The organism is Rheinheimera sp., from assembly GCF_030690345.1.
Taxonomy (GTDB): domain Bacteria; phylum Pseudomonadota; class Gammaproteobacteria; order Enterobacterales; family Alteromonadaceae; genus Alishewanella.
The window spans coordinates 318,835-341,739 of the sequence record NZ_JAUYGV010000009.1 but is presented as its reverse complement, the minus strand read 5'-3'; the positions used below and the strand labels follow the sequence as shown (position 1 = coordinate 341,739).

Sequence of the window (22,905 nt, the reverse complement as noted above, 5' to 3'; positions counted from 1 at the left end):
CATGGAATCACAACGTAGTTTATTAGTTATTGGTCTGGCACTGGTCAGTTTTTTACTTTGGCAGCAGTGGAATATTGACACTGCCCCCAAACCGGCCACACCGGTAACCCAGCAAAGCAGCAACAATGCCGGCGGTTCTGCCGATTTACAGCTGACCACCGCCGATGCCGAGCAACCGGCACAGGTAGCCGCAACCGGCAATCGCACTATCAGTGTAAAAACTGATGTGCTGGATTTAGAAATCAGCACGCGGGGCGGCGATATCGTGGCGCTGCAATTACCGGCGTTCGAACTGAACAAAGGTGCCGGTGATGCCTATCCGTTAATGCGCCGCTTACCCGCTTTTGAGTATGTTGCACAGTCCGGCTTAATTGGCCGTGATGGCCCGGACGACAGCCGCAACGCGCGCCCGGTGTATAGCAGCACGCAAGAAAGCTATGCATTAGCAGAGGGCACTGAAAAATTAGTGGTGCCGTTACTGTTTAACCATAACGGTCTGCAAATTGAAAAACGCTTTACCTTTACTGCCGGCCAATATGATGTCCGGGTAGAATATTTTGTGCAAAACCAAAGCGGCGAAGTAAAAACTGTACAGCCTTATCAGCACCTGGTGCAAACCATCGATAACGGTGAAAGCAGCAGCATGATGATGCCGATATACCGTGGCGCAGCCTTTGGTACCAGCTCAGAGCGCTACAGCAAGTACGCCTTTGATGATATGGCGGAGAAAAATTTGCTGGAAGCCACCAACGGCGGCTGGGTGGCTATGCTGGAACACTACTTTGTGTCAGCTTGGGTGCCTGATGTACAAACAGATAATCAGCTTTATAGTTTAGTTCGCAATGGCCAGGGTGTAATTGGCGCGAAAGGCCCGGCAGTGAATATTGAACCGGGCAGCACTGTTACCTTAGGCAGTACTTTTTACGCCGGGCCGAAAACCCAGGACAATCTGGCCAAACTGGCTAATGGTTTAGACTTAACCGTAGATTACGGCTTCCTGTGGTTTATCTCGCAACCATTGTTCTGGTTACTCACCACCATTCAGGGCTTTGTGGTGAACTGGGGTCTGGCTATTATCTGTATCACGCTGATTGTTAAAGGCGCCATGTACCCGCTGACCAAAGTGCAGTACGAGTCTATGGCCAAGATGCGTAACTTAAAGCCGAAGATTGAAGAGCTGCAGGCACGCTACAAAGACGACAAGCAGAAGATGGGCCCGGCGATGATGGAACTGTATCGCAAAGAGAAAGTGAACCCTATGGGTGGCTGCTTGCCGATGCTGATCCAGATGCCGATTTTCCTTGCGCTGTACTGGGTATTTGTTGAAAGCGTTGAATTACGGCATGCTCCCTTTATGTTGTGGATTAACGACTTATCTGCGTTGGATCCGTACTATGTATTGCCGGTGTTGTTCGGTGCCAGCATGTTCTTAATGCAAAAGCTGACGCCAATGCAGGTTACCGACCCTATGCAGCAGAAGATTATGATGTGGATGCCGGTGGCGTTCTCGGTATTCTTCCTTTGGTTCCCAAGTGGCCTGGTACTGTACTGGTTTGTCAGTAACCTTATTTCACTGGCGCAGATGCTGTATATCTACCGCGGTATGGAAAAGAAAGGTTTGCATACTAAGAAGGCTTGACACCTGTACAACCAGGCAGGAACCGGGTGTTCCTGCGTAGCAGCGGCAGGGATGCCGCGCAGGCTGAGACAGTACAGGGATGTACTGTTGAAGGCGGCGAAGCAGGAATTTCCCGGTTCTGGCCAATAGCAACACCATCAGCCTGTCAGCATAGCGCGACAGGCTTTTTCAATTAAGAGGCAACAGCATGTTTACTACCGACACCATCGCCGCTTTAGCCACCGCCCCCGGCCGCGCCGGTGTCGGTATTATCCGCATATCCGGCCCCGACACCAAAGCCGTAGCTCAGGCGATACTGCATAAGCTGCCTAAACCACGCTACGCCGAGTATTTACCGTTTTTCGATAGCCAGGCCAAGGTACTGGACCAGGGCATAGCTCTGCTCTTCCCTGGGCCAAATTCCTTTACCGGCGAAGATGTACTGGAGCTGCAGGGCCACGGCGGCCCGGTATTACTCGATATGCTGTTAAAGCAGGTACTGGCGCTACCCAATGTGCGTATAGCCCGGCCAGGGGAGTTCTCAGAGCGCGCCTTTTTAAACGACAAGCTCGATTTAGCCCAGGCCGAAGCCATTGCCGACTTAATAGACGCCAGCAGCGAACAAGCTGCGCGCAGCGCCATGCAATCACTGCAGGGCGAGTTCTCAAACCGCATTCACCAGCTGGTCGAAAAAGTCATTCACCTGCGCATGTACGTTGAAGCGGCGATAGATTTCCCCGATGAGGAAATCGACTTTTTATCTGACGGCAAAGTCGCTGCTGATCTGGCTGAGATTATTGATTACCTGGCCACCGTTAAAAAACAGGCTACCCAGGGCAGCATTCTGCGCGAAGGCATGAAGGTAGTAATAGCCGGCCGGCCTAACGCCGGCAAATCCAGCTTATTAAATGCGTTGGCCGGGCGTGAAGCCGCTATTGTCACCGAAATAGCCGGCACCACCCGCGATGTGCTGCGCGAGCATATTCATATCGACGGCATGCCGCTGCATATTATCGACACCGCCGGTTTACGCGATGCTACCGATCAGGTCGAGCAAATTGGTATAGCCCGCGCCTGGCAGGAAATAGAGCAAGCTGACCGCGTATTATTTATGGTCGACGGCACCACCACTAACGCCACCGATCCACACGATATCTGGCCGGACTTTATTGACCGCTTACCGGCTAATCTTGGCGTAACGGTTATTCGCAATAAAGCCGATATTACCGGCGAGATGCTCACTCCAGAGTCGAGCGCAGACTTAAGCCAGAAAGCGCCGGTATACCGTTTATCGGCCAAAACCGGTGCCGGTATCGATGCGCTGCGCGAGCATTTAAAACAATGTATCGGCTTTGACGCCAGTACCGAGGGCAGCTTCCTCGCCCGCCGCCGCCATTTAGACGCGCTGGACCGTGCAGCAGAACACCTCAGCATCGGCCAAGAGCAACTGCACAGCTATATCGCCGGCGAAATACTCGCTGAGGAGCTGCGGCTAACCCAGCAGCACCTGAACGAAATAACCGGCGAGTTTAGCTCTGATGACTTACTCGGTAAGATTTTCAGCTCGTTTTGTATCGGGAAGTAATTACTTCAGCGCATCCAACTGCTGTGCAGTATTATCCATTGCTATTAACACTGCTATCAACAAAGCTCCCAGCGCAACAAAGCCGGCGGCCAGATATAAGCCAATATCATAGTGGCCGCTCACTTCCGCCAGATAGCCGGTTAATGCCGGGGCAAACACCTGAGCGCTGCCGTAAGCCAGAGTCATCTTACCCATTAATTTCGCCGGTTTACTCGGGTACAGGCGCCCTGCCATGGTTAATACCAAACTGACTACGCCGACAAAGGTCGCACCAAACAAGGCTGCGCTTAGCAACACCGGCGTTAACGAGCTAAACCACAACGGCAGTAAAATAGCGGCACTTTGCGCCAGTAACGCCAGCATAATGGCTTTCAGGTAGCCGGTTTTACGCGCGATTAAGTCCCACAACAATACCGCCGGCGCGGCCGCTAAGCCTAAAACGATAAAACTCAGATTACCGCTACCGCTTAAACCCGGCATCCGCTCAACAATGGTAACGATAAAGGTCGCGCTGATAACATAGCCATAACCGGCGCAAAAGTAGCTGGCCAGCATCAGGCGGTAAAAGCGTACAGACGGTGGGGTATCAGCTGAGCGGCTATGTGCGGCAGTGGTAACGGCTGCCGGCCGAGGCAGCCAGCGCCAGGCCGGAACAGCTAACAACACGCCGAACAAGGCTAAGTAGTGCCACTGCGCACGCCAATCCAGCTGCAGGCTTAACATTAGCTCTACCAATAATGCCGACATCGCAATACCCAAGCCCAGACCGGCAAAATGAATGCCCAGCTCGGCACGCTGTTTATGGCTTAACAGCCAATGCATAATCAGGCCGGAGGCTATCAACATAGAGCCGGCACTGCTTAAGCCTGCGACAAAGCGCCACAACGACCACAGCCAAACGTTAGTGGTTAACGCCATACCAAGGGTGCTCAGCACCGCTAAAATCAAGCCAAGCCGGTACAGGGTATCTTTTAGTTTAAGGTTGCTCAGGCTGGCTGCCAGCAAAGCCCCGGCCATATAGCCCAGATAGTTAACAGCAGCCAGATAACCACCACTGGCGTCATCCAGCACGCTTTGTTGCTGCATCAGCGGCAACAGCGGTGTATAGGCAAAGCGGGCCACACCCAGGCAGAGTAACTGGCTGAAAAACCCGGCCAGCAAGACATAGAAACGTGGCGACATAATATTAGCTGTGGTTGTCAGAGTAATAACCCCGCAAGGCAAAAGCTTAGCTTAGCGCAAGTAAAAAGGCCGCGGTATGCGGCCTTAGTCTGATGTACCTTTTTTAATGCTTAACGGGCATAAGTTGCTGTTAACGTGGCTTTGCCCAGCGCCATGGCATTCAGCATAAAGCCCACCACCGCCGCGCTTGCGCCATCAGCAACGGGTAGTGTTTCTTCCGCTAAGGCCCAGACAGTAAACTGATAACGGTGCATACCATGCCCCTCCGGCGGGCAGGCACCGCCAAAGTCTTTACTGCCGTAATCATTGTTAAAACTGCGGCTGCCCGGCGGCAAGCTGCCTTTACCGGCACCACGTGCCAGGCCTTTAGCGTCCTGCGGAATATCGGTTACCAGCCAGTGCCAGAAGCCTGAGCAAGTCGGTGCATCCGGGTCAAATACGGTAACAGCAAAGCTTTTTGTCCCCGCAGGGGCGTTAACCCAGTTCAGCTCGGGCGATATATTATTGCCGCTACAACCAAAGCCATCAAACTCGTGATCTTTGGCCATAAAATGGCCTTCTTTAATATCCGGGCTGCTAAGCGTAAAAACCTTAGTTGTCATAATGCCTCCGCATGTAAGTGAATGCTTACTTATTACTTGATAACCATTGATAAAAGGCTTGCTTGGGTAAAGCTCCTGCTTGTTGTGCGACAACATTACCCCGTTTAAACAGCATTAAAGTAGGAATAGAGCGGATATTAAACTGCGCCGCCAACTGCTGCTGTTGCTCAGTATTGATTTTACCAAAGCGGAAATCCGGTTCTAATTCCCGTGCTGCCAGGCTGAATATAGGTGCAAAACTCTGACAGGGGCCACACCAACTGGCCCAAAAATCCACCACCAGCGGCAGCTCAGCTTTTTGCGCATGAGCGGCAAAATTCGCTGCCGTTAGCTCTAAAGGTTGGCCAGCAAACAATGTCTGCTTACATTTACCACAACGCGCTTCAAGTGCCGGCTTATCAGCCGGCAAGCGGTTAAGACCATTACAATTCGGGCAGGCAACAATCATGACAAACTCCACACTATGGCTATAGCCTGCTATATGGCGGCGGTTCAGTTATATTTAAAGCCGGCGTTAAAAACTCAGCTGTTGCCAGCCGGTTTTATTGTCAAAGCTTAAGCTTTTAACCTCACCACGGCCCTCAATATTGACGGTATTTACCTGTGCCGGCCACAACGCCTGCAAAGCGCTGTGCTTAATGCGTAAGCCCTGCAGCTCCGGTGGGATCGGCGCTTCCTGATACACCCAGAAGAACCGGCCCTCCAGTTGCCCGCCAATCAACGTCAGGTCGATGGCGTCACCGCTTAGTGAGGTTAGGGCAAAATGCTCGCTAACATAGCGGCTGAAGGTTTGTTGGGTTTTCTCGCTGTTGAGTAAGTCAGCGCTTTTATCAAACAGTTGCTTTACGCCGTGCTCGGCGTCATGCACATAAAAGCGGTGCATCACTTCGATATTGCCACTGCGCTGGTTAAATACCAGCTTAGTCAGCGCAGCTTTCATTTCATGTGCCGCTAACTGGCCGCTGCATGCGGCCAGAAATATCACATACGCCAACAGCCGCATCAATTATTGCCCTTTTTTTCGCTGTCCGGCTTTTTCGCCGGATCTTTCAGCTCAGTTTTGCTGTCCTGCATAATATCGCGGCTGACTTTCGCTTTGCTCTTATCGGCTTTGTAGGCTTCAATGCGTGACGGAATAATACGGCGCGGATAAAAGTTATTTTCAATATCCACATCCGCCGTTTCCCACTTCGGATCTACCACCACATCCTGCAGTACCTTATCTTTGGCAGTAACAATCAGCTTATTCACCGCTTTGGGGCTACGGCGCCAAATCTCGGCCGGAATATACTGTTGCTCGCTGCTGCCGTCGGCATAGTTCAGCTGCAGCAAAATCGGCATTACCAGGCCGCCCTTGTTGCTAAACTGGAGTACGTAGTAATTTTTATCTTCTGCCACTGCGCGCTCAAAGGCCTTACGCTCCCACGGCTCTAACTCATGCACAAATTTGGTGTAGGCATTGCGCTCTTTATTGGTAACGGTAAAGCGATCGTTGTCGTCATAGAAATCACGCACATCCGGATTCTTGTCTATCCACAACACTTTGCCTTCAGCTTTGTTACGCTCAACAAACAGCGGCATCGGTTTATCCTGCTCCTGCTGGCGCTGACGCTCGAAATCAATGTCCGGGTTCTTGGTGTCTAAACGCAGCTGAAACACTTTATCCAGCGAGATATCGACATGATCGGTGCTGTAAAACCAGCCACGCCAGAACCAGTCCAGATCAACGCCACTGGCCTCTTCCATAGTACGGAAAAAGTCTGCCGGCGTTGGCCGCTTAAACTTCCAGCGCGTGGCATATTCTTTAAAGGCGAAATCGAACAGTTCACGGCCTAAAATCACTTCGCGCAGAATATTCAGCGCCGCCGCCGGCTTGGTATACGCATTAGGGCCCAGTTTTAATACGCTGTCAGACTGCGTCATAATAGGTACCTGCACGTCTGACTTCATATAGTCGACAATATCGCGCGGCTCTACGCCCCATGGAATGGTTGGGTCCCATTCGCGGCCGGCCACACCATCTAAAAAGCTGTTTAAGCCCTCATCCATCCAGGTCCATTGCCGCTCGTCGGAATTGACCACCATCGGAAAGTAAATATGACCAATTTCGTGGATCACCACGCCGATTAAAAAGCGCTTTTCCGCTTGGGAATAGGTGCGGCTGCCATCGTCCTGCAACTTAGTACGCGGGCCGTTAAAGGTGATCATCGGGTATTCCATGCCGCCTACCGGGCCATTAACCGACTGTGCCACCGGATACGGATAGTCAAACGAGAAGCGTGAATACACTTCCATGGTATGCACTATGGCTTCGGTGGAATATTTCTGCCACAGCTCACCGCCTTCTTTCGGGTAGAAAGACATTGCCATCACAAACGGCTGCTCGCTACCGCCCTGCTGATAGCCTTTGGCATCCCAGATAAATTTACGCGATGAAGCCCAGGCAAAATCGCGCACATTTTTTGCTTTAAAATGCCAGGTTTTGCTGCGGTCAGTGCCGTGTTTCTCGTTTTCCAGCGCTTCCTGTTCGGTAACTACAAACACCGGCCGTTTGGCGGTTTTTGCCTGCTCCAGCCGGGCTAATTGTTGTTTAGTCAGCACCTTGCTGCTGTTTTGTAACTCACCGGTGGACGATACGATATGGTCATCAGGGACTGTTAATTTGACATCGTAATCACCAAACTCCAGCGTAAACTCGCCGCGGCCTAAAAACTCTTTGTTGGTCCAGGCTTCGTAATCGGTGTAGGCCACCAGCCGTGGAAACCACTGCGCTAATAAGAAAATATCGTTACCGCCTTCGCGCGCGTCTTTCGGGAAGTGCTCATAACCGGAGCGGGCCGATACTGCGTCCTCTTCCACAATATTAAAGGCAAAATCGAGGCTGAAATCTGTGGCCTGGCCAGGCTTTAACGGCTTATCCAGATCGATACGCATTAAAGTACCCACCAGCGTTACCGGCAGCGCTTTGCCACTGCTGTTTTTTACGTTGCTGATCTCAAAGCCTAACTCGTTGTCGGCCATAAACTGCTGCCGGCGCAGCTCTTCCAGGCTTAGGCGCGCGGTAATGTCGCCATCACCAATTGATGTGGCAGGGCCGCGGCGGCCAATACCGCCAAAGTCGGTAGTCATTTCCGCCATTGAATCGTTTTTAAAGATGTTTTGATCCAGATGTAACCACAGGTACTTCAGCGTATAGGGTGAATTATTCTTGTAATGGATTTGCTGGTTGGTGCTAAGCCGGCGCCTGGTTTCATCCAGCACCACGTCCATTTTATAGTTAACCTGTTGCTGCCAGTATTGCTGGCCCGGTTCACCGGCGGCGTTACGATATACGTTCGGCGTCGGCAGCACTTCGTCTAATTGGCGAAACTTATCTTCAAAGTCACCTTTGGTTTGGCGAATAGCATCAGCATTTACAACCGTACTGCACAGCAGCGCTGTCAGCAGGCTAAACAACGGCAGGGGGTGGGAAAAAATGGTCGGCATAATCAGCTGCTCTCTTATTATTTTCAGTGTGTTAAGCAAGCCTTCTACAATAAGAAACTTCCGCTTGTCAGACAAGCGCTGTTTAACACGTGCAGTGGTTAATCTGTCGCCAATAAAAAACCCTGCCGTAGCAGGGTTTTCTCAGAACAGGCGAAACTTAGTCGCGCGGCTTGCGTGGTGCACGTGGTGCAGCACCCGGACGCGGGCCAGGTCCGTTAGACGGACGACGATCGCCTGATGGTGCAGCAACGGCACCGCTGTCTACGGTGATATTCAGCTTTTGCTTACGCACATACACCTTTTTCAGGTGCTGGAAAATTTCATTCGGAATCGTTGCCGGCAACTCTACCGTGCTGAAATGATCAAACAGCTTAATATTACCGATAAACTGGCTGTCAATATTAGCTTCGTTAGCAATGGCACCAACGATATCACCGGCACGTACGCCATGCTCTTTACCTACTTCAATACGATAAGTCTGGTAATCGCCTTTCATTTCACGCTTCACACGTGGACCGCGATCCGGACGCTCACCACTGCGTTCAGGGCGATCACTGCGCTCACGACGCGGGCGTTCTTCACGCTCACCACGGGCATGCGGCTCACGGATTTCCGGGAACTGGCTGGCCACGTTTAACGGCTGGTCTTTCTGCGCTAAAAACAGTAAAGCCGCAGCCAGATCATTCTCTGTAGTTTCAATCTTCTCGCGCCAATCGTTAATTAACGTTTGGAAGAAGCTTAAATCCTGCGTTTCAATGGTTTGCGCTAACTGCTCACGGAACGATTCAATACGACGCTGTTCAATCACACGACCGGTAGGCAGAGACATCTGCTCAATAGGCTGCTTGGTCGCATGTTCAATAGTGCGCAGTAAACGGCGCTCACGTGGCGAGACGAATAAAATCGCTTTACCTTCGCGACCGGCACGACCGGTGCGGCCGATACGGTGGACATAGGCTTCGCTGTCGTACGGAATGTCGTAGTTTACTACCAGGCTGATACGCTCTACGTCCAGACCCCGGGCCGCAACGTCGGTCGCCACAATAATATCCAGCTGATTAGCCTTCATTTTGCGGATAGTCAGTTCGCGGTGCGCCTGGTTCATATCACCGTTTAAGCAAGCCACGGCATAACCACGTGCGCCCAGTTTCTCGGCAATTTCTTCAGTGGCGCTTTTGGTGCGGACGAACACGATAGTGGCATCGTACTCTTCGCCTTCCAGTAAGCGGGTTAACGCATCCAGTTTCTGGTTGCCGTCTAACATCACATAACGTTGGGTAATACGCTCAACGGTGCTGGTTTTAGAGGCAATTTTAATTTCTTCAGCATTTTTTAAATGCTTCTGGGCAATAGCGCGGATAGGCGCAGGCATAGTGGCTGAGAACATGGCGACCTGACGGCCCGGCGGCGTAGCATCCATAATGGTTTGCACGTCGTCGATAAAACCCATACGCAGCATTTCGTCGGCTTCATCCAGCACGATAGCGCGCAGCTTATCCAGCTTTAAAGTGCCACGGTCTAAGTGATCAAGAATACGGCCCGGTGTACCAACAATAATCTGAGAACCACGCTTCAGTGATTTCAGCTGGTTGGTATAGCTCTGGCCACCGTATAACGGCAGTACATGAAACGCCGGCATATAACGGGCATAAGCCTGGAAGGCTTCAGCAACCTGAATCGCCAGTTCACGGGTTGGTGCCAATACCAGAATTTGTGGATCATTTTGCGCAGGGTCAAGCCGTGCTAACAAAGGCAGCGCGAAAGCACCGGTTTTACCGGTACCGGTTTGCGCCTGGCCTAATACATCCTCGCCAGCTAATAGTTTGGGGATAGCAGCAGCCTGGATAGGCGACGGCGTTTCATAGCCAAGTTCAGTAACAGCACGAACAATAGCTTCAGGCAGCATTAGCTGGGAAAATGACACAGTGTCAGACATACGTTGTTTAAACCTCAATAACACGCAGGCGTAGTGGTAGTGCTATTGTTGTTTTTACTTAGCCTGCAGAGCAGTAAAAACACGTAAATCAGACCAAAACATAGCTTTGACTGATTTTATTCCAGTAGTATAGCCAAACATTCTTATGACAAGAGGCATATCATGATAGACATCCTCGTTGGCAGCCAAATGGGCGCAGCGGAATATGTGGCAGAACAAGTTGCTGAAACACTGGTACAAGCGGGCTATGAAGCAACACTTCATCTGAAACCCGAACTGGATCACCTTAACCCTTCCGGGGTTTGGTTAGTGATCACATCCACCTATGGCGCAGGAGATCTGCCTGATAATATTCAACCCTTTGCGGATCAATTAGCACAAGATCGGTGTGATCTTACCACACTTTATTATGCCGTGATCACTTTAGGTGACTCCGAATACGATACTTTTTGTCAGGCCGGCCGAAAACTGGCCGCTTTGCTGTCTGCAAGGGGGGCTGTCAGCCTGCTTAATGCGTTGGAAATTGATGCGCAGCAACCTGAACTGCCGGAAGATATCGCTCTGGCCTGGTTGCCGCAGCTGATAAAAGTGCTGCCATAAAAAAAGCGGGTGGCAAACACCACCCGCAAACACAAGTATATCTCAGGAAGAACAGGATAACGTTAGTCTCTCCCGGGTTGGCCTCAGCAATAAAACCAACTTGCCGCTAATCTACTGCGACAACCGTAAATAGTCTTTATATCAGCATGATAAAGCGATGATAAAACTGCGATAACAGGTTAAACAGGGTTAATACCAACTTATACACATTAAACCAATATGTGGATGACTAATGTGTATAACTACAACTTTAACCGGTGATTAAGCTGTAGTTATCCTTAATATAAAAAATATTTTTTCTGGCCTTGTGGATAAAGTGGCACTTTGATCACTGGTTCAACCCCGATAGATCCTGGCTTGATCACAGGATCCGATCCTTCCTAAGCTTATGATCCTCATTTAAAAGATCCGCTTATGCACTGAAAACCCTCTGCTTAGTAGTAAACATAATAAAAAGATCTCTAAAAAGATCTTATTTAATTTAGAAGATCCTCAGGCGGCTGCAGCATTCCACTTGCATCCGGATCGCGCTACAATACGCACCCTGTTCGCATTTACCCGATTAACCTGAGGCAACTATGCTGTACCAAGAGATATTTGACGTAATCGTTGTCGGTGGTGGCCATGCCGGTACTGAAGCCGCACTGGCTGCTGCCCGTATGGGACGAAACACGTTATTACTTACGCATAATGTTGAAACCTTAGGCCAGATGTCTTGTAACCCTGCGATAGGTGGTATTGGCAAAGGCCATTTGGTTAAAGAAATTGATGCCTTAGGCGGTGCTATGGCAATAGCTGCTGACAAAGGTGGTATTCAGTTCAGAACACTGAACAGCTCCAAAGGGCCTGCGGTACGTGCTACCCGTGCTCAGGCTGACAGACAGCTGTATCGTGCCGCTATACGACAAATATTGGAAAACCAGCCGAATTTAAGTATTTTTCAGCAAGCCTGTGATGACCTGATTGTTGAAAATGATCAAGTCACCGGGGTAGTAACCCAGATGGGACTGAAATTTAAAGCTAAGTCGGTGGTACTTACCGTAGGCACTTTTTTAGGTGGCCAAATTCATATTGGTTTACAAAGCCATTCCGGTGGCCGCGCCGGCGATCCGCCCTCCATTGCATTGGCAAAACGCTTGCGTGAATTACCGTTTCGGGTAGACAGATTAAAAACCGGTACACCACCGCGTATTGATGCCCGCACTATCGATTTTTCGCTGATGCAGGCACAGCCTGGTGACAACCCCACACCGGTATTTTCGTTTATGGGCAAACAAGCTGATCACCCACAACAGATCGCCTGTTACATTACCTATACCAATGAAAACACCCATGAAGTGATCCGTAATAATCTGGACAGATCACCGATGTATACGGGGGTAATTGAAGGCATAGGCCCACGCTATTGTCCGTCTATTGAAGATAAAATTACCCGCTTCGCCGATAAAGACAAACATCAGATCTTTATTGAACCTGAGGGTTTAACCACGCATGAAGTATATCCGAACGGTATATCAACCAGTCTGCCGTTTGATGTACAGCTAAGCATAGTGCGCTCGATTAAAGGCATGGAAAATGCGCATATTACCCGGCCTGGTTATGCCATCGAGTATGACTTCTTTGATCCACGCGATCTGAAAAACAGCCTGGAAACCAAATTTATTAAGGGCTTGTTCTTTGCCGGCCAGATTAACGGCACTACAGGCTATGAAGAAGCCGGTGCTCAGGGCCTGTTAGCAGGCTTAAACGCCGCGCTGTTTAGTCAGGACAAAGACAGCTGGTCACCAGGTCGCGAACAAGCTTACCTTGGCGTTTTGGTCGACGACTTAACCACTATGGGCACCAAAGAGCCGTACCGCATGTTTACCAGCCGCGCTGAGTACCGTTTAATGCTGCGCGAAGACAACGCCGACTCGCGTTTAACTGAAAAAGGCCGTGAATTCGGTTTGGTTGACGATGCGCGCTGGGCCGCATTTAACGAAAAAATGGAACAGATTGCCATTGAGCGCCAACGCTTAAAGCAAAGCTGGATCCACCCGCAACATGGCGCACTGACAGCGGTTAATGCCTTGGTTAAAACGCCACTGAGCAAAGAAGCCAGCCTGGAAGAATTAGTACGCCGGCCGGAAGTTAGCTATGCACAGCTGATGCAAATTAGTGAATTGGGCCCGGGCCTTAACGATCAGGCTGCTGCCGAACAAGTCGAAATTCAGATTAAGTACGAAGGCTATATTCACCGCCAGCAAGATGAAATTGCCAAGCAGCAACGTAACGAACAAACCTTATTACCACAACAGTTTGATTATAAATCAGTTAAAGGTTTATCAAACGAAGTGATCGTTAAACTGAACCAAACCCAACCGCAAACTGTGGGCCAGGCATCGCGTATTTCCGGTATTACGCCGGCAGCGATTTCATTGTTACTGGTTTACTTAAAGAAACAAGGGTTACTGCGAAAATCAGCGTAAGCCAGTTTAAGGATCAACATGTTAGAACAATTACGGGCACTGGTAGCGCAAACCGGCCTGACGCTGTCAGAGCAGCAATTACAGCAGTGTATCGCCTATGTGCAGTTACTGGATAAATGGAACAGTGCTTATAACCTGACATCCGTACGCGATCCGAACGAGATGCTGATCAAACACGTGATGGACTCTTTGGTAATAGCGCCGTTTTTAACCGGCCAGCGTTTTATTGATGTCGGCACCGGCCCGGGTTTACCCGGCGTGCTGCTGGCGATTTATTACCCGGATAAACACTTCACTTTGCTCGACAGCCTGGGCAAACGGATCCGCTTTTTAAATCAGGTAAAGCTGCAATTGAAGCTGGATAATATTCAGCCGCTGCAAAGCCGGGTAGAAGATCACCAACCTGAACACGGCTATGACGGTGTAATAAGCCGCGCTTTTGCCTCAATCAATGATATGCTCAGCTGGTGCAAACACTTACCCGCAGAGAAAGGCCGCTTTTTCGCCATGAAGGGTGCTGCGGTACAAGAAGAAATTGCAGCTTTACCTGATTTTGTTAAAGTAGCCGCCGTGCAGCCACTTGTTGTGCCACAGTTGCAAGCACAACGGCATTTGGTAATACTGGACCCCTGCTAACTGATATCGAGGACATCTTGTGGCGAAAGTCATCGCAATAGCTAACCAGAAAGGTGGTGTTGGTAAAACCACTACAGCAGTGAATTTAGCTGCTTCGCTGGCAGCAACCAAACGCAAGGTGCTACTGATCGATTTGGATCCGCAAGGCAATGCCACTATGGGTAGCGGTGTCGATAAGTATGATTTACCGGCAACCGCCTATGAGCTGTTAGTCGACGAAAAACCTTTAGTCGATGTGGTGGTAAAAGAAACCAGCGGTGGTTATCACCTGGTGGCAGCAAATTCTGATCTGACGGCCGCTGAAGTGCGCTTAATGAACGTATTTGCCCGCGAGCTTCGTTTACGTAATGCCTTAAAAGATTACCGCAACAGCTACGATTTTATCTTTATCGATTGTCCGCCATCACTGAATATGCTCACCGTGAATGCTATGGCCGCCGCCGATACGGTGTTGGTGCCGATGCAATGCGAGTATTTTGCGTTGGAAGGGCTAACTGCACTGGTCGAAACCATTAATCAGCTGGCGGCTGCGGTTAATCCCCAGTTAAAGATCGAAGGTATATTAAGAACCATGTACGATCCGCGCAACCGGTTAGCAAACGATGTAGCGGAACAATTAAAACAGCATTTTGGTGACAAAGTGTACCGCGCGGTGATCCCGCGCAATGTGCGTCTGGCAGAGGCACCCAGTTTCGGTGCGCCGGTAATGTATTATGATAAAAACTCAACCGGGGCAAAAGCTTATCTGGCACTGGCCGGTGAAATGTTACGTCGGGCAGATAAGAAAACCGTAAACAGCCCAGCCGCTGTCTGAGTTAAGCAATTTTAGGGAAGCGATTTAGCATGTCGGTAAAGAAACGCGGCTTGGGCCGGGGTTTGGATGCCTTACTTACGTCCAACAGAACCAGCAACACCACCACCATAAGCAGCAGTGAACTGCAGCTGCTACCGGTAGAATTTCTGACGCCGGGCAAATATCAGCCACGCAAAGATATGTCACAGGAAGCACTGGAAGATTTAGCCAGTTCTATTCGTGCCCAGGGCATTATTCAACCGATAGTGGTGCGGCCGCTGGCGAAGGACAAGTTCGAGATCATCGCCGGTGAACGGCGTTGGCGTGCCAGCCAGCTGGCACAACTATCGGAAGTGCCGTGCATTGTTAAAGATGTACCGGATGAAGCTGCCGTTGCCATAGCGCTGATTGAAAATATTCAACGCGAAGATTTAAACGCGATGGAAGAAGCGGTAGCGTTGGATCGGTTACTGACTGAATTTGCTCTGACACACCAGCAAGTCGCCGATGCGGTAGGTAAATCCCGCGCTTCTGTTACCAACTTATTGCGGCTGAACCAGTTAAATGACGACGTTAAACTGTTGCTGGAGCATGGCGATATTGAAATGGGTCATGCCCGGGCGTTATTAGCATTAAAGGATAACGAGCAATCCGATGCGGCGCGTTTAGTGGCGGCAAAACAGCTTACGGTACGTGAAACTGAGAATTTAGTCCGGCGGATTTTGGAACCTAAACCGGCGGTAGCAGAAAAACCGCGTGATCCGGATGTATTGGCGCTGGAGCAACGGCTAAGCGAGCGCTTTGCGGCGCCGGTGCAGATCAGTTACAACAACAAAGGCAAAGGTAAGCTGGAAATAGCCTACAGCAGCCTGGATGAGTTAGACGGTATTATAAATAAGTTGAACGTTGCTGAGCATTAATGCACCAAATTGTACCAATTTTATGTACCAACCCTGTACTATCGCGGGGCAGCTGCCGCTTTTTGTTGCAAATTAAAGGCAGATAAGTATACTTTCGCAAGTTTTTCGACCCCCTTCACGGGCGATTTCAGGGGGACAAACAATGACTGATCAAAATGCGGCGTTGGCGCGCAAATCAGCTTATAAGCTGGTACTGTGCCAGCTTGCAGTAGCCGGGGTTATCGCACTGGCTTTTTTTTTAGCTGCCGATGCAGCAGCAGCCAAATCCGCCTTTAAAGGTGGCTTGGTTGCAGTAATACCAAATTGTGTATTTGTGTTTTTTGCGTTTCGTTTCAGTGCATTAAATAACGCAAATGCAGTACTGGCAGCCTTTATGCGGGGGCAGTCACTAAAACTAATATTAACCGCTGTGCTTTTGGCCGTCGTATTTACGCAGCAACAACCGGTACCAGAGATATTTTTAACCGGTTTTCTGCTTACGCTGTTAGCACAATGGACAGCACCGGTTTTTTTTAAACATTAACAATGGGATGAAACATGGCTGCAGGTGAAGAGTTAACTCTATCCAGCCATATTCAGCACCACCTTACTAACGCCAAAATGTGTACCGTTGATGGTAGCGTTGCATTTAACAAAGCGTGTAGTGAGGCCGGGTTCTGGACATGGCATGTCGATACATTAGCGTGGTCTATTGGCCTTGGTTTGTTGTTTCTGTGGATTTTCCGCAGTGCAGCAACTAAAGCCACTACCGGCGTTCCGGGTAAGTTTCAGTGCTTTATCGAAATGGTGGTCGAGCTGGTTGCCACCAACGTTAAAGACACTTATCACGGCAAAAGTAAATTAATCGCACCACTGGCACTGACTATCTTTGTCTGGGTGTTCCTGATGAACCTGATGGACTTAATCCCGGTGGATTTCCTGCCCGCCTTTGCCGGCGTAGTCGGCGAACAGGCCTTTGGCATGGACTCGCACGATGTGTACATGAAAATTGTACCCACCACTGATATTAACCTGACGGCTGCACTGGCCATCGGGGTATTTATTCTGATGATCGGGTATTCCATTCGCATTAAAGGCGTATTGGGCTTTATTAAAGAATTGACGCTGCACCCGTTCAGCAGCAAAAACGTACCACTGCAAATTATCCTGATCCCGGCCAACTTATTGCTGGAAACCATAGCCCTCGTGGCTAAGCCGTTTTCATTGGCGTTGCGGTTATTCGGCAACCTGTATGCCGGCGAGATGATCTTTATCTTGATTGGTGCCGTGGGATTAGCGCAGTTACCACTGCACTTTGTCTGGGCAGTATTCCATATTCTGGTAATAGTGTTGCAGGCGTTTGTATTTATGATGCTGACCATTGTTTACTTAAGCATGGCCAGTTCAGATAACCACTGATTTTTTTAAACTTTAACTTTAACTATTGAAATATCGGAGAGAAAAATGGAACTAGTATTAGGTCTTAAATTAATCGCAGTTGCTTTGTTAATCGGTTTCGGTGCTATCGGTACTGCACTGGGTTTCGGTAACATGGGCGGTAAATTCTTAGAAGCTTGTGCGCGTCAACCGGAACTGGCCCCTTCACTGCAAGTTAAAATGTTCATCCTGGCAGGTCTGATCGATGCCGTTGCGATGATTGGCGTTGGTATCGCCATGTACATGTTGTTCGCAATGTAATTGAAGGTTTGTGTTATTCCGAACAACTGTTAACTAAGGAGGAGCGGTCGTGAATTTAAACGCCACTCTGATCGGCGAATTAATCGCATTTGCGGTGTTCGTGCTGTTCTGTATGAAATTTGTATGGCCGCCGCTGATCAATGCGATCGAAGCGCGCCAGAAAAAAATTGCTGACGGTTTAGCGGCCTCTGATCGGGCAGAAAAAGACCTGGCATTAGCGCAGGACAAAGCCAAAGATCAGTTAAAAGACGCTAAAGCACAAGCAGCCGACATTATTGAGCAAGCGAAAAAACGCGAAGCCAAGATGCTGGATGAAGCCGTGCACAAAGCCAACGCTGAACGTGAAAACATTCTGGCAATTGGCAGAGCAGAATTGGAAGCGGAACGTAATCGTTTACGTGAAGAGCTGCGCAAACAAGTTGCTGCATTAGCGGTAGCCGGCGCAGAGAAAATTCTGCAACGTTCTATTGATGAAGCTGCTCACAGCGACATTCTGGAAAAACTGGTTCAAGAACTGTAATGAGGATGAGCTATGTCTGATTTGACTAATATTGCTCGTCCTTACGCCAAAGCGGCCTTTGATTTTGCTGTAGAGCAAAACGCACTGGACGCCTGGCTGCAGATGTTGGCCTTTGCTGCAGAAGTAGCAAAGCATGACCAGGTTGGCGCTTATATAGGCGCCAACGGTGCTGCTGACAAGCAGGCCGGTCTGTTTATTCAGGTATGTGGTGAGCAACTCAATGAGCACGGCCAGAACTTTATTAAAGTGATGGCAGAAAATCATCGCTTGTTGGCGTTGCCTGAAGTGTTAGCTGCCTATGTTGGGCTTAAAGCAGAGTTTGAAAAGGAAATCGACGTTACTGTGGTTTCTGCTACCAAGCTTTCCAAAGCACAACAAGACAAGCTGGCCACGGCATTATCGCAACGTTTGGCACGCAAAGTTAAATTGAACTGTAGCGAAGATCCTGCAGTGGTTGGCGGCATGCTGATCAAAGCAGGTGACATGGTAATTGATGGCTCGATCCGCGGTAAGCTGGATCGTTTAGCAACTGCGCTGCAGTCGTAATTGGGGAACAGAGAATGCAACTGAATTCCACTGAAATATCAGAACTGATCAAAAGTCGTATTGCTCAGTTTGAAGTGGTCAGTGAAGCTCGTAACGAAGGTACTATCGTTCAGGTAACAGACGGTATTATTCGTATCAATGGCCTTGCAGATTGTATGCAGGGCGAGATGATTGAGCTTCCTGGCAATCGCTACGCTATCGCGCTTAACTTAGAGCGCAACTCAGTTGGTGCTGTAGTTATGGGCCCGTACGCGGACTTAACCGAAGGCACTAAAGTAAAAAGCACCGGCCGTATCTTAGAAGTTCCGGTTGGCCCGGCGTTATTAGGTCGTGTGGTTAACACCTTAGGTGCACCTATAGACGGTAAAGGTCCGATTGAAGCCGCTGGCTTTGAGCCGGTAGAAAAAATCGCCCCAGGCGTTATCGACCGTCAATCGGTAGATCAGCCAATGCAGACCGGTTATAAGTCGGTTGATGCGATGATCCCTATCGGCCGTGGTCAGCGTGAGTTGCTGATCGGTGACCGTCAGACCGGTAAAACGGCGCTGGCAATTGATGCCATCATCAACCAGAAAGGCACCGGCGTTAAATGTATCTATGTTGCTATTGGTCAGAAAGCTTCTACCATCGCTAACGTAGTACGTAAGCTGGAAGAGCACGGCGCCCTGGCCCACACTATCGTGGTAGTGGCCTCAGCGTCTGAAGCGGCGGCACTGCAGTTCCTGGCGCCATATTCTGGCTGTACCATGGGCGAATACTTCCGTGACCGCGGTGAAGATGCGCTGATTGTATACGATGACTTGTCTAAGCAAGCTGTTGCTTACCGTCAAATCTCGTTACTGTTACGCCGTCCACCGGGCCGTGAAGCTTACCCTGGCGATGTATTCTATTTGCACTCACGTCTGCTGGAGCGCGCATCTCGCGTTAATGCTGACTACGTAGCACGGTTAACTAACGGCGAAGTAACAGGCAAAACCGGTTCTTTAACCGCGCTGCCTATTATTGAAACCCAGGCCGGTGACGTATCTGCGTTCGTACCTACTAACGTAATTTCGATTACTGATGGTCAGATCTTCTTAGAAACTGACTTATTCAACGCCGGTATCCGTCCTGCGGTTAACGCCGGTATTTCGGTATCGCGGGTAGGTGGTGCAGCACAAACCAAGATCATCAAGAAATTAGGTGGTGGTATTCGTCTGGCATTAGCCCAGTACTCAGAGCTGGCTGCGTTCGCGCAGTTCGCCTCTGATCTTGACGAAGCAACCCGCGCTCAGTTAGAGCACGGTCAGAAGGTAACTGAGCTGATGAAACAGCTGCAGTACAGCCCAATGAGCGTTGCCGAAATGGGTGTGTCTATTTTCGCTATCGAAAAAGGCTTTATGAAAGATGTTGAAGTGGCCAAAATCCTTGATTTTGAAGCCGGCTTAATCGCTTTTATGAAAGCTGAACACGCTGCGCTGATGGCTGATATCGATAAAACCGGTAACTACAACGACCAAATCGAGTCTACGTTCAAAGCTGCCATTGATAAATTCAAGGCAACGCAGACCTGGTAAGCAATGCGGGTGGCTTGCCACCCCATTCGTTGAATGAAACGGAGATACAGTCATGGCCGGTGGTAAAGAGATAAAAAGTAAGATCGGGAGTATTAATAATACTCGCAAGATCACCAGTGCTATGGAAAAGGTTGCGGTCAGCAAAATGCGCAAAGCGCAAGACCGTGTAGCTGCAACACGCCCATACGCTGAAGGTATGCGCAAAGTGATCGGTAACGTTGCCAATGGCAGCCTGGAATACCGCCATCCGTATTTAGCGGAGCGTGAGGTAAAACGGGTTGGCTATATTGTCATTTCTACTGATCGTGGTCTTTGCGGTGGCCTGAATACCAACGAGTTTAAGAAAGTTGCCCTTGAGCTGAAAAGCTGGAAAGACAAAGGTGTAGATGCGCAGTTTGCTGTTATCGGCAATAAAGCAACGGCCTTTTTCAAGCGTTTCGGTGGTAAGGTAGTAGCACAACAGGCGGGTTCAGGTGACGTACCACGTTTGGCTGATGTGATTGGTTCGGTTCAAGTAATGCTGCAAGCATTTAACGAAGGCCGGATTGACCGCTTATTCCTGGTGTACAACAAGTTTGTCAACACCATGAAGCAAGAGCCAGTGATCGATCAACTCTTACCTTTGCCAAAAGCAGATATTGCGCAAAAAGCACATAACTGGGATTACCTGTACGAGCCGGATCCACAACCTATCATCGATATGTTGTTAGACCGCTTCGTTGAATCGCAAGTGTATCAGGGCGTGGTAGAAAACTCTGCCAGTGAGCACGCGGCGCGGATGGTAGCGATGAAGGCTGCAACCGACAACGCCGGTAACCTGATGGACGACCTGAAGCTGGTGTACAACAAAGCACGTCAGGCCGCGATTACCCAGGAGCTTAGCGAGATCGTCGCAGGTGCGGCAGCTGTAGGCTAAGGTAAACAGTTTTGAGAAATTTGAGGAAACATCATGAGTCAAGGTAAGGTCGTCCAAATCATTGGCGCCGTTGTGGATATCGATTTTCCACAAGATGCGGTACCTGGTATCTATGACGCGTTAAACGTGACTGACGGTGATCTGGCTGGTTTAGTGCTGGAAGTGCAGCAGCAGCTGGGTGGCGGTACAGTGCGTACTATCGCGTTAGGTACAACAGACGGTTTACGTCGCGGCGCTGCCGTGACCAACACCGGTAAAGCAATTCACGTTCCGGTGGGTAAAGCCACACTGGGTCGTATTATGAACGTATTGGGCGAGCCAATCGACGAAGCAGGCCCAATCGGTGAAGAAGAGCGTATGCCTATTCACCGTGCCGCGCCAAGCTACGAAGATCAGGCCGCGTCTAACGCCCTGCTGGAAACCGGTATCAAGGTTATCGACCTGGTATGCCCGTTTGCTAAAGGCGGTAAAGTTGGTCTGTTCGGTGGTGCCGGTGTAGGTAAAACCGTAAACATGATGGAACTGATCCGTAACATCGCTATCGAGCACAGCGGCTATTCAGTATTTGCCGGTGTAGGTGAGCGTACGCGTGAAGGTAACGACTTCTATCACGAGATGAAAGACTCTAACGTACTGGATAAAGTATCGTTAGTGTACGGTCAGATGAACGAGCCACCAGGCAACCGTCTGCGCGTAGCGTTAACCGGCTTAACCATGGCGGAAAAATTCCGTGATGAAGGCCGTGACGTACTGTTCTTCGTTGATAACATTTACCGTTATACCCTGGCCGGTACTGAAGTGTCTGCACTTCTGGGCCGTATGCCATCAGCGGTAGGTTACCAGCCAACGCTGGCAGAAGAGATGGGCGCGCTGCAAGAGCGTATCACTTCTACCAAGACCGGTTCTATCACGTCAATCCAGGCCGTATACGTACCTGCGGATGACTTAACGGACCCGTCACCAGCTACCACGTTCTCGCACTTAGATGCGACCGTAGTACTGAGCCGTAACATTGCTTCACTGGGTATTTACCCGGCAATCGACCCACTGGATTCAACTTCCCGTCAGTTAGATCCACTGGTTATCGGTAAAGAGCATTATGAAGTGGCGCGCGGTGTGCAATCAGTTCTGCAGCGTTACAAAGAGCTGAAAGACATCATTGCAATCCTGGGTATGGACGAGCTGTCTGATGAAGACCGCACTACCGTATACCGGGCGCGTAAAATTCAGCGTTTCCTGTCACAGCCATTCTTCGTTGCTGAAGTATTCACCGGCTCACCAGGTAAATACGTACCGCTGAAAGAAACTATCCGTGGCTTTAAAGGCATCCTGGAAGGCGAGTTCGACCATATGCCGGAGCAAGCGTTCTACATGGTTGGTTCTATCGACGAAGCGATCGAAAAAGCGAAGAAACTGTAAGTTCAGGCTTTAGGAGAGCGGAGATGGCGATGACAGTGCAACTGGATGTAGTAAGTGCCGAAGAAAAAATCTTCTCCGGCCTTGTCGAATCCGTGCAGGTCACAGGCAGTGAGGGCGAGTTAGGTATTTTACCTTTTCACGCCCCGTTACTGACCACCCTGAAACCTGGCATGGTCCGTATCGTGAAACAATTTGGCGAAGAGCACGTGATTTACGTAGCCGGTGGTGTACTTGAAGTACAACCCGATACCATCACCGTACTGGCCGATGTTGCGGTACGCGGCGAAGACTTAGACGAGCAAGCCGCTTTAGACGCACAAAAACGTGCCGAAGAAGCGATGCAACACGCTGGCGCAGACTTCAACTATGCTGAAGCTGCCGCGCAACTGGCCGAGGCCATTGCACAGCTGCGCATTATTCAAAAAATGCGTAAAAAATAAGTTCG

The 22,905-nt window shown here is 49.9% G+C and carries 22 protein-coding genes; 16 read left to right on the top strand and 6 right to left on the bottom strand.

All coding sequences use genetic code 11. The features are described 5' to 3' along the window. The first annotated feature begins 1 nt into the window (after position 1). Together yidC and mnmE are read left to right on the top strand one after the other, a co-directional pair. Complete coding sequence (gene yidC, locus Q8O77_RS19825; protein WP_305557440.1) at positions 2 to 1,639, top strand: membrane protein insertase YidC; 1,638 nt, start codon at positions 2 to 4, stop codon at positions 1,637 to 1,639. A 187-nt stretch (positions 1,640 to 1,826) separates the two neighbouring features. Beyond that, a complete protein-coding gene (gene mnmE / locus Q8O77_RS19820) occupies positions 1,827 to 3,203 on the top strand; it encodes a tRNA uridine-5-carboxymethylaminomethyl(34) synthesis GTPase MnmE (RefSeq protein ID WP_305557438.1) in 1,377 nt (458 codons plus the stop codon). On the opposite strand, the gene Q8O77_RS19815 is transcribed toward mnmE, so the two are convergent. From Q8O77_RS19815 to Q8O77_RS19790, 6 genes are all read right to left on the bottom strand, one after another. Continuing rightward, complete coding sequence (locus Q8O77_RS19815; protein WP_305557435.1) at positions 3,204 to 4,385, bottom strand: YbfB/YjiJ family MFS transporter; 1,182 nt, start codon at positions 4,383 to 4,385, stop codon at positions 3,204 to 3,206. It lies immediately after the preceding gene. Between the two features lie 110 nt (positions 4,386 to 4,495). After that, a complete protein-coding gene (locus tag Q8O77_RS19810) occupies positions 4,496 to 4,987 on the bottom strand; it encodes a YbhB/YbcL family Raf kinase inhibitor-like protein (RefSeq protein WP_305557432.1) in 492 nt (163 codons plus the stop codon). Between the two features lie 25 nt (positions 4,988 to 5,012). Then, a complete protein-coding gene (gene trxC / locus Q8O77_RS19805; RefSeq protein ID WP_371133519.1) occupies positions 5,013 to 5,435 on the bottom strand; it encodes a thioredoxin TrxC in 423 nt (140 codons plus the stop codon). A 66-nt stretch (positions 5,436 to 5,501) separates the two neighbouring features. Then, on the bottom strand, positions 5,502 to 5,990 hold the full coding sequence (locus tag Q8O77_RS19800; RefSeq protein WP_371133518.1) for a DUF6702 family protein: 489 nt from the start codon (positions 5,988 to 5,990) through the stop codon (positions 5,502 to 5,504). Next, entirely contained in the window at positions 5,990 to 8,473 is a 2,484-nt protein-coding gene (locus Q8O77_RS19795) for a M1 family metallopeptidase (RefSeq protein ID WP_305557424.1), read from the bottom strand. Before Q8O77_RS19795 ends, Q8O77_RS19800 begins: the two co-directional genes overlap by 1 nt. Before the next feature lie 157 nt (positions 8,474 to 8,630). Continuing rightward, complete coding sequence (locus Q8O77_RS19790) at positions 8,631 to 10,409, bottom strand: DEAD/DEAH box helicase (RefSeq protein ID WP_305557421.1); 1,779 nt, start codon at positions 10,407 to 10,409, stop codon at positions 8,631 to 8,633. A 162-nt stretch (positions 10,410 to 10,571) separates the two neighbouring features. On the opposite strand from Q8O77_RS19790, the gene mioC reads away from it, so the two are divergent. The 14 genes from mioC to Q8O77_RS19720 all read left to right on the top strand — a co-directional run bounded on the left by mioC (position 10,572) and on the right by Q8O77_RS19720 (position 22,900). Beyond that, a complete protein-coding gene (gene mioC, locus Q8O77_RS19785; protein ID WP_305557418.1) occupies positions 10,572 to 11,009 on the top strand; it encodes an FMN-binding protein MioC in 438 nt (145 codons plus the stop codon). 578 nt (positions 11,010 to 11,587) lie between these two features. After that, the gene (gene mnmG, locus Q8O77_RS19780; protein ID WP_305557415.1) at positions 11,588 to 13,477 is read left to right on the top strand and encodes a tRNA uridine-5-carboxymethylaminomethyl(34) synthesis enzyme MnmG; all 1,890 of its coding nucleotides are present in this window, start codon (positions 11,588 to 11,590) and stop codon (positions 13,475 to 13,477) included. A gap of 18 nt (positions 13,478 to 13,495) precedes the next feature. Then, complete coding sequence (gene rsmG / locus Q8O77_RS19775) at positions 13,496 to 14,113, top strand: 16S rRNA (guanine(527)-N(7))-methyltransferase RsmG (RefSeq protein WP_305557412.1); 618 nt, start codon at positions 13,496 to 13,498, stop codon at positions 14,111 to 14,113. A gap of 19 nt (positions 14,114 to 14,132) precedes the next feature. Continuing rightward, positions 14,133 to 14,927 carry a ParA family protein gene (locus Q8O77_RS19770; protein ID WP_305557409.1) on the top strand — a complete coding sequence of 265 codons (795 nt, stop codon included), beginning with the start codon at positions 14,133 to 14,135 and terminating at the stop codon, positions 14,925 to 14,927. A gap of 29 nt (positions 14,928 to 14,956) precedes the next feature. After that, complete coding sequence (locus Q8O77_RS19765; RefSeq protein WP_305557406.1) at positions 14,957 to 15,826, top strand: ParB/RepB/Spo0J family partition protein; 870 nt, start codon at positions 14,957 to 14,959, stop codon at positions 15,824 to 15,826. Between the two features lie 142 nt (positions 15,827 to 15,968). Then, positions 15,969 to 16,349 carry an ATP synthase subunit I gene (locus Q8O77_RS19760; protein WP_305557403.1) on the top strand — a complete coding sequence of 127 codons (381 nt, stop codon included), beginning with the start codon at positions 15,969 to 15,971 and terminating at the stop codon, positions 16,347 to 16,349. A gap of 14 nt (positions 16,350 to 16,363) precedes the next feature. Then, positions 16,364 to 17,224 (top strand): F0F1 ATP synthase subunit A, encoded by an 861-nt coding sequence (gene atpB, locus Q8O77_RS19755; RefSeq protein WP_305557400.1) that lies wholly within the window; start codon positions 16,364 to 16,366, stop codon positions 17,222 to 17,224. A gap of 45 nt (positions 17,225 to 17,269) precedes the next feature. Continuing rightward, positions 17,270 to 17,503 (top strand): F0F1 ATP synthase subunit C, encoded by a 234-nt coding sequence (atpE, locus tag Q8O77_RS19750; protein ID WP_008985017.1) that lies wholly within the window; start codon positions 17,270 to 17,272, stop codon positions 17,501 to 17,503. Positions 17,504 to 17,552: 49 nt separating this feature from the next. Continuing rightward, complete coding sequence (atpF, locus tag Q8O77_RS19745) at positions 17,553 to 18,023, top strand: F0F1 ATP synthase subunit B (protein ID WP_240224873.1); 471 nt, start codon at positions 17,553 to 17,555, stop codon at positions 18,021 to 18,023. 12 nt (positions 18,024 to 18,035) lie between these two features. After that, the gene (gene atpH / locus Q8O77_RS19740) at positions 18,036 to 18,569 is read left to right on the top strand and encodes a F0F1 ATP synthase subunit delta (RefSeq protein WP_305557390.1); all 534 of its coding nucleotides are present in this window, start codon (positions 18,036 to 18,038) and stop codon (positions 18,567 to 18,569) included. Between the two features lie 14 nt (positions 18,570 to 18,583). Continuing rightward, positions 18,584 to 20,125, top strand: a complete 1,542-nt coding sequence (gene atpA / locus Q8O77_RS19735; protein ID WP_305557387.1) for a F0F1 ATP synthase subunit alpha — start codon at positions 18,584 to 18,586, stop codon at positions 20,123 to 20,125. A gap of 52 nt (positions 20,126 to 20,177) precedes the next feature. Then, entirely contained in the window at positions 20,178 to 21,041 is an 864-nt protein-coding gene (gene atpG / locus Q8O77_RS19730) for a F0F1 ATP synthase subunit gamma (RefSeq protein WP_305557384.1), read from the top strand. Positions 21,042 to 21,074: 33 nt separating this feature from the next. Beyond that, positions 21,075 to 22,460: a F0F1 ATP synthase subunit beta gene (gene atpD / locus Q8O77_RS19725; RefSeq protein ID WP_305557381.1), complete on the top strand. Its 1,386-nt coding sequence runs from the start codon at positions 21,075 to 21,077 to the stop codon at positions 22,458 to 22,460. 23 nt (positions 22,461 to 22,483) lie between these two features. Beyond that, positions 22,484 to 22,900, top strand: a complete 417-nt coding sequence (locus Q8O77_RS19720) for a F0F1 ATP synthase subunit epsilon (RefSeq protein ID WP_027670541.1) — start codon at positions 22,484 to 22,486, stop codon at positions 22,898 to 22,900. The last annotated feature ends 5 nt before the right edge of the window (positions 22,901 to 22,905 follow it).

Coding starts and splice junctions, on each gene's coding strand:
- atpA (WP_305557387.1), top strand. CDS start 18,584: ATGCAACTGAATTCCACTGAAATATCAGAACTGATCAAAAGTCGTATT.
- Q8O77_RS19815 (WP_305557435.1), bottom strand. CDS start 4,385: ATGTCGCCACGTTTCTATGTCTTGCTGGCCGGGTTTTTCAGCCAGTTA.
- trxC (WP_371133519.1), bottom strand. CDS start 5,435: ATGATTGTTGCCTGCCCGAATTGTAATGGTCTTAACCGCTTGCCGGCT.
- Q8O77_RS19720 (WP_027670541.1), top strand. CDS start 22,484: ATGGCGATGACAGTGCAACTGGATGTAGTAAGTGCCGAAGAAAAAATC.
- atpE (WP_008985017.1), top strand. CDS start 17,270: ATGGAACTAGTATTAGGTCTTAAATTAATCGCAGTTGCTTTGTTAATC.
- rsmG (WP_305557412.1), top strand. CDS start 13,496: ATGTTAGAACAATTACGGGCACTGGTAGCGCAAACCGGCCTGACGCTG.
- Q8O77_RS19790 (WP_305557421.1), bottom strand. CDS start 10,409: ATGTCTGACACTGTGTCATTTTCCCAGCTAATGCTGCCTGAAGCTATT.
- mnmE (WP_305557438.1), top strand. CDS start 1,827: ATGTTTACTACCGACACCATCGCCGCTTTAGCCACCGCCCCCGGCCGC.
- Q8O77_RS19800 (WP_371133518.1), bottom strand. CDS start 5,990: ATGCGGCTGTTGGCGTATGTGATATTTCTGGCCGCATGCAGCGGCCAG.
- atpH (WP_305557390.1), top strand. CDS start 18,036: ATGTCTGATTTGACTAATATTGCTCGTCCTTACGCCAAAGCGGCCTTT.
- Q8O77_RS19765 (WP_305557406.1), top strand. CDS start 14,957: ATGTCGGTAAAGAAACGCGGCTTGGGCCGGGGTTTGGATGCCTTACTT.
- mioC (WP_305557418.1), top strand. CDS start 10,572: ATGATAGACATCCTCGTTGGCAGCCAAATGGGCGCAGCGGAATATGTG.
- atpG (WP_305557384.1), top strand. CDS start 20,178: ATGGCCGGTGGTAAAGAGATAAAAAGTAAGATCGGGAGTATTAATAAT.
- atpD (WP_305557381.1), top strand. CDS start 21,075: ATGAGTCAAGGTAAGGTCGTCCAAATCATTGGCGCCGTTGTGGATATC.
- atpB (WP_305557400.1), top strand. CDS start 16,364: ATGGCTGCAGGTGAAGAGTTAACTCTATCCAGCCATATTCAGCACCAC.
- yidC (WP_305557440.1), top strand. CDS start 2: ATGGAATCACAACGTAGTTTATTAGTTATTGGTCTGGCACTGGTCAGT.
- Q8O77_RS19810 (WP_305557432.1), bottom strand. CDS start 4,987: ATGACAACTAAGGTTTTTACGCTTAGCAGCCCGGATATTAAAGAAGGC.
- Q8O77_RS19795 (WP_305557424.1), bottom strand. CDS start 8,473: ATGCCGACCATTTTTTCCCACCCCCTGCCGTTGTTTAGCCTGCTGACA.
- mnmG (WP_305557415.1), top strand. CDS start 11,588: ATGCTGTACCAAGAGATATTTGACGTAATCGTTGTCGGTGGTGGCCAT.
- Q8O77_RS19760 (WP_305557403.1), top strand. CDS start 15,969: ATGACTGATCAAAATGCGGCGTTGGCGCGCAAATCAGCTTATAAGCTG.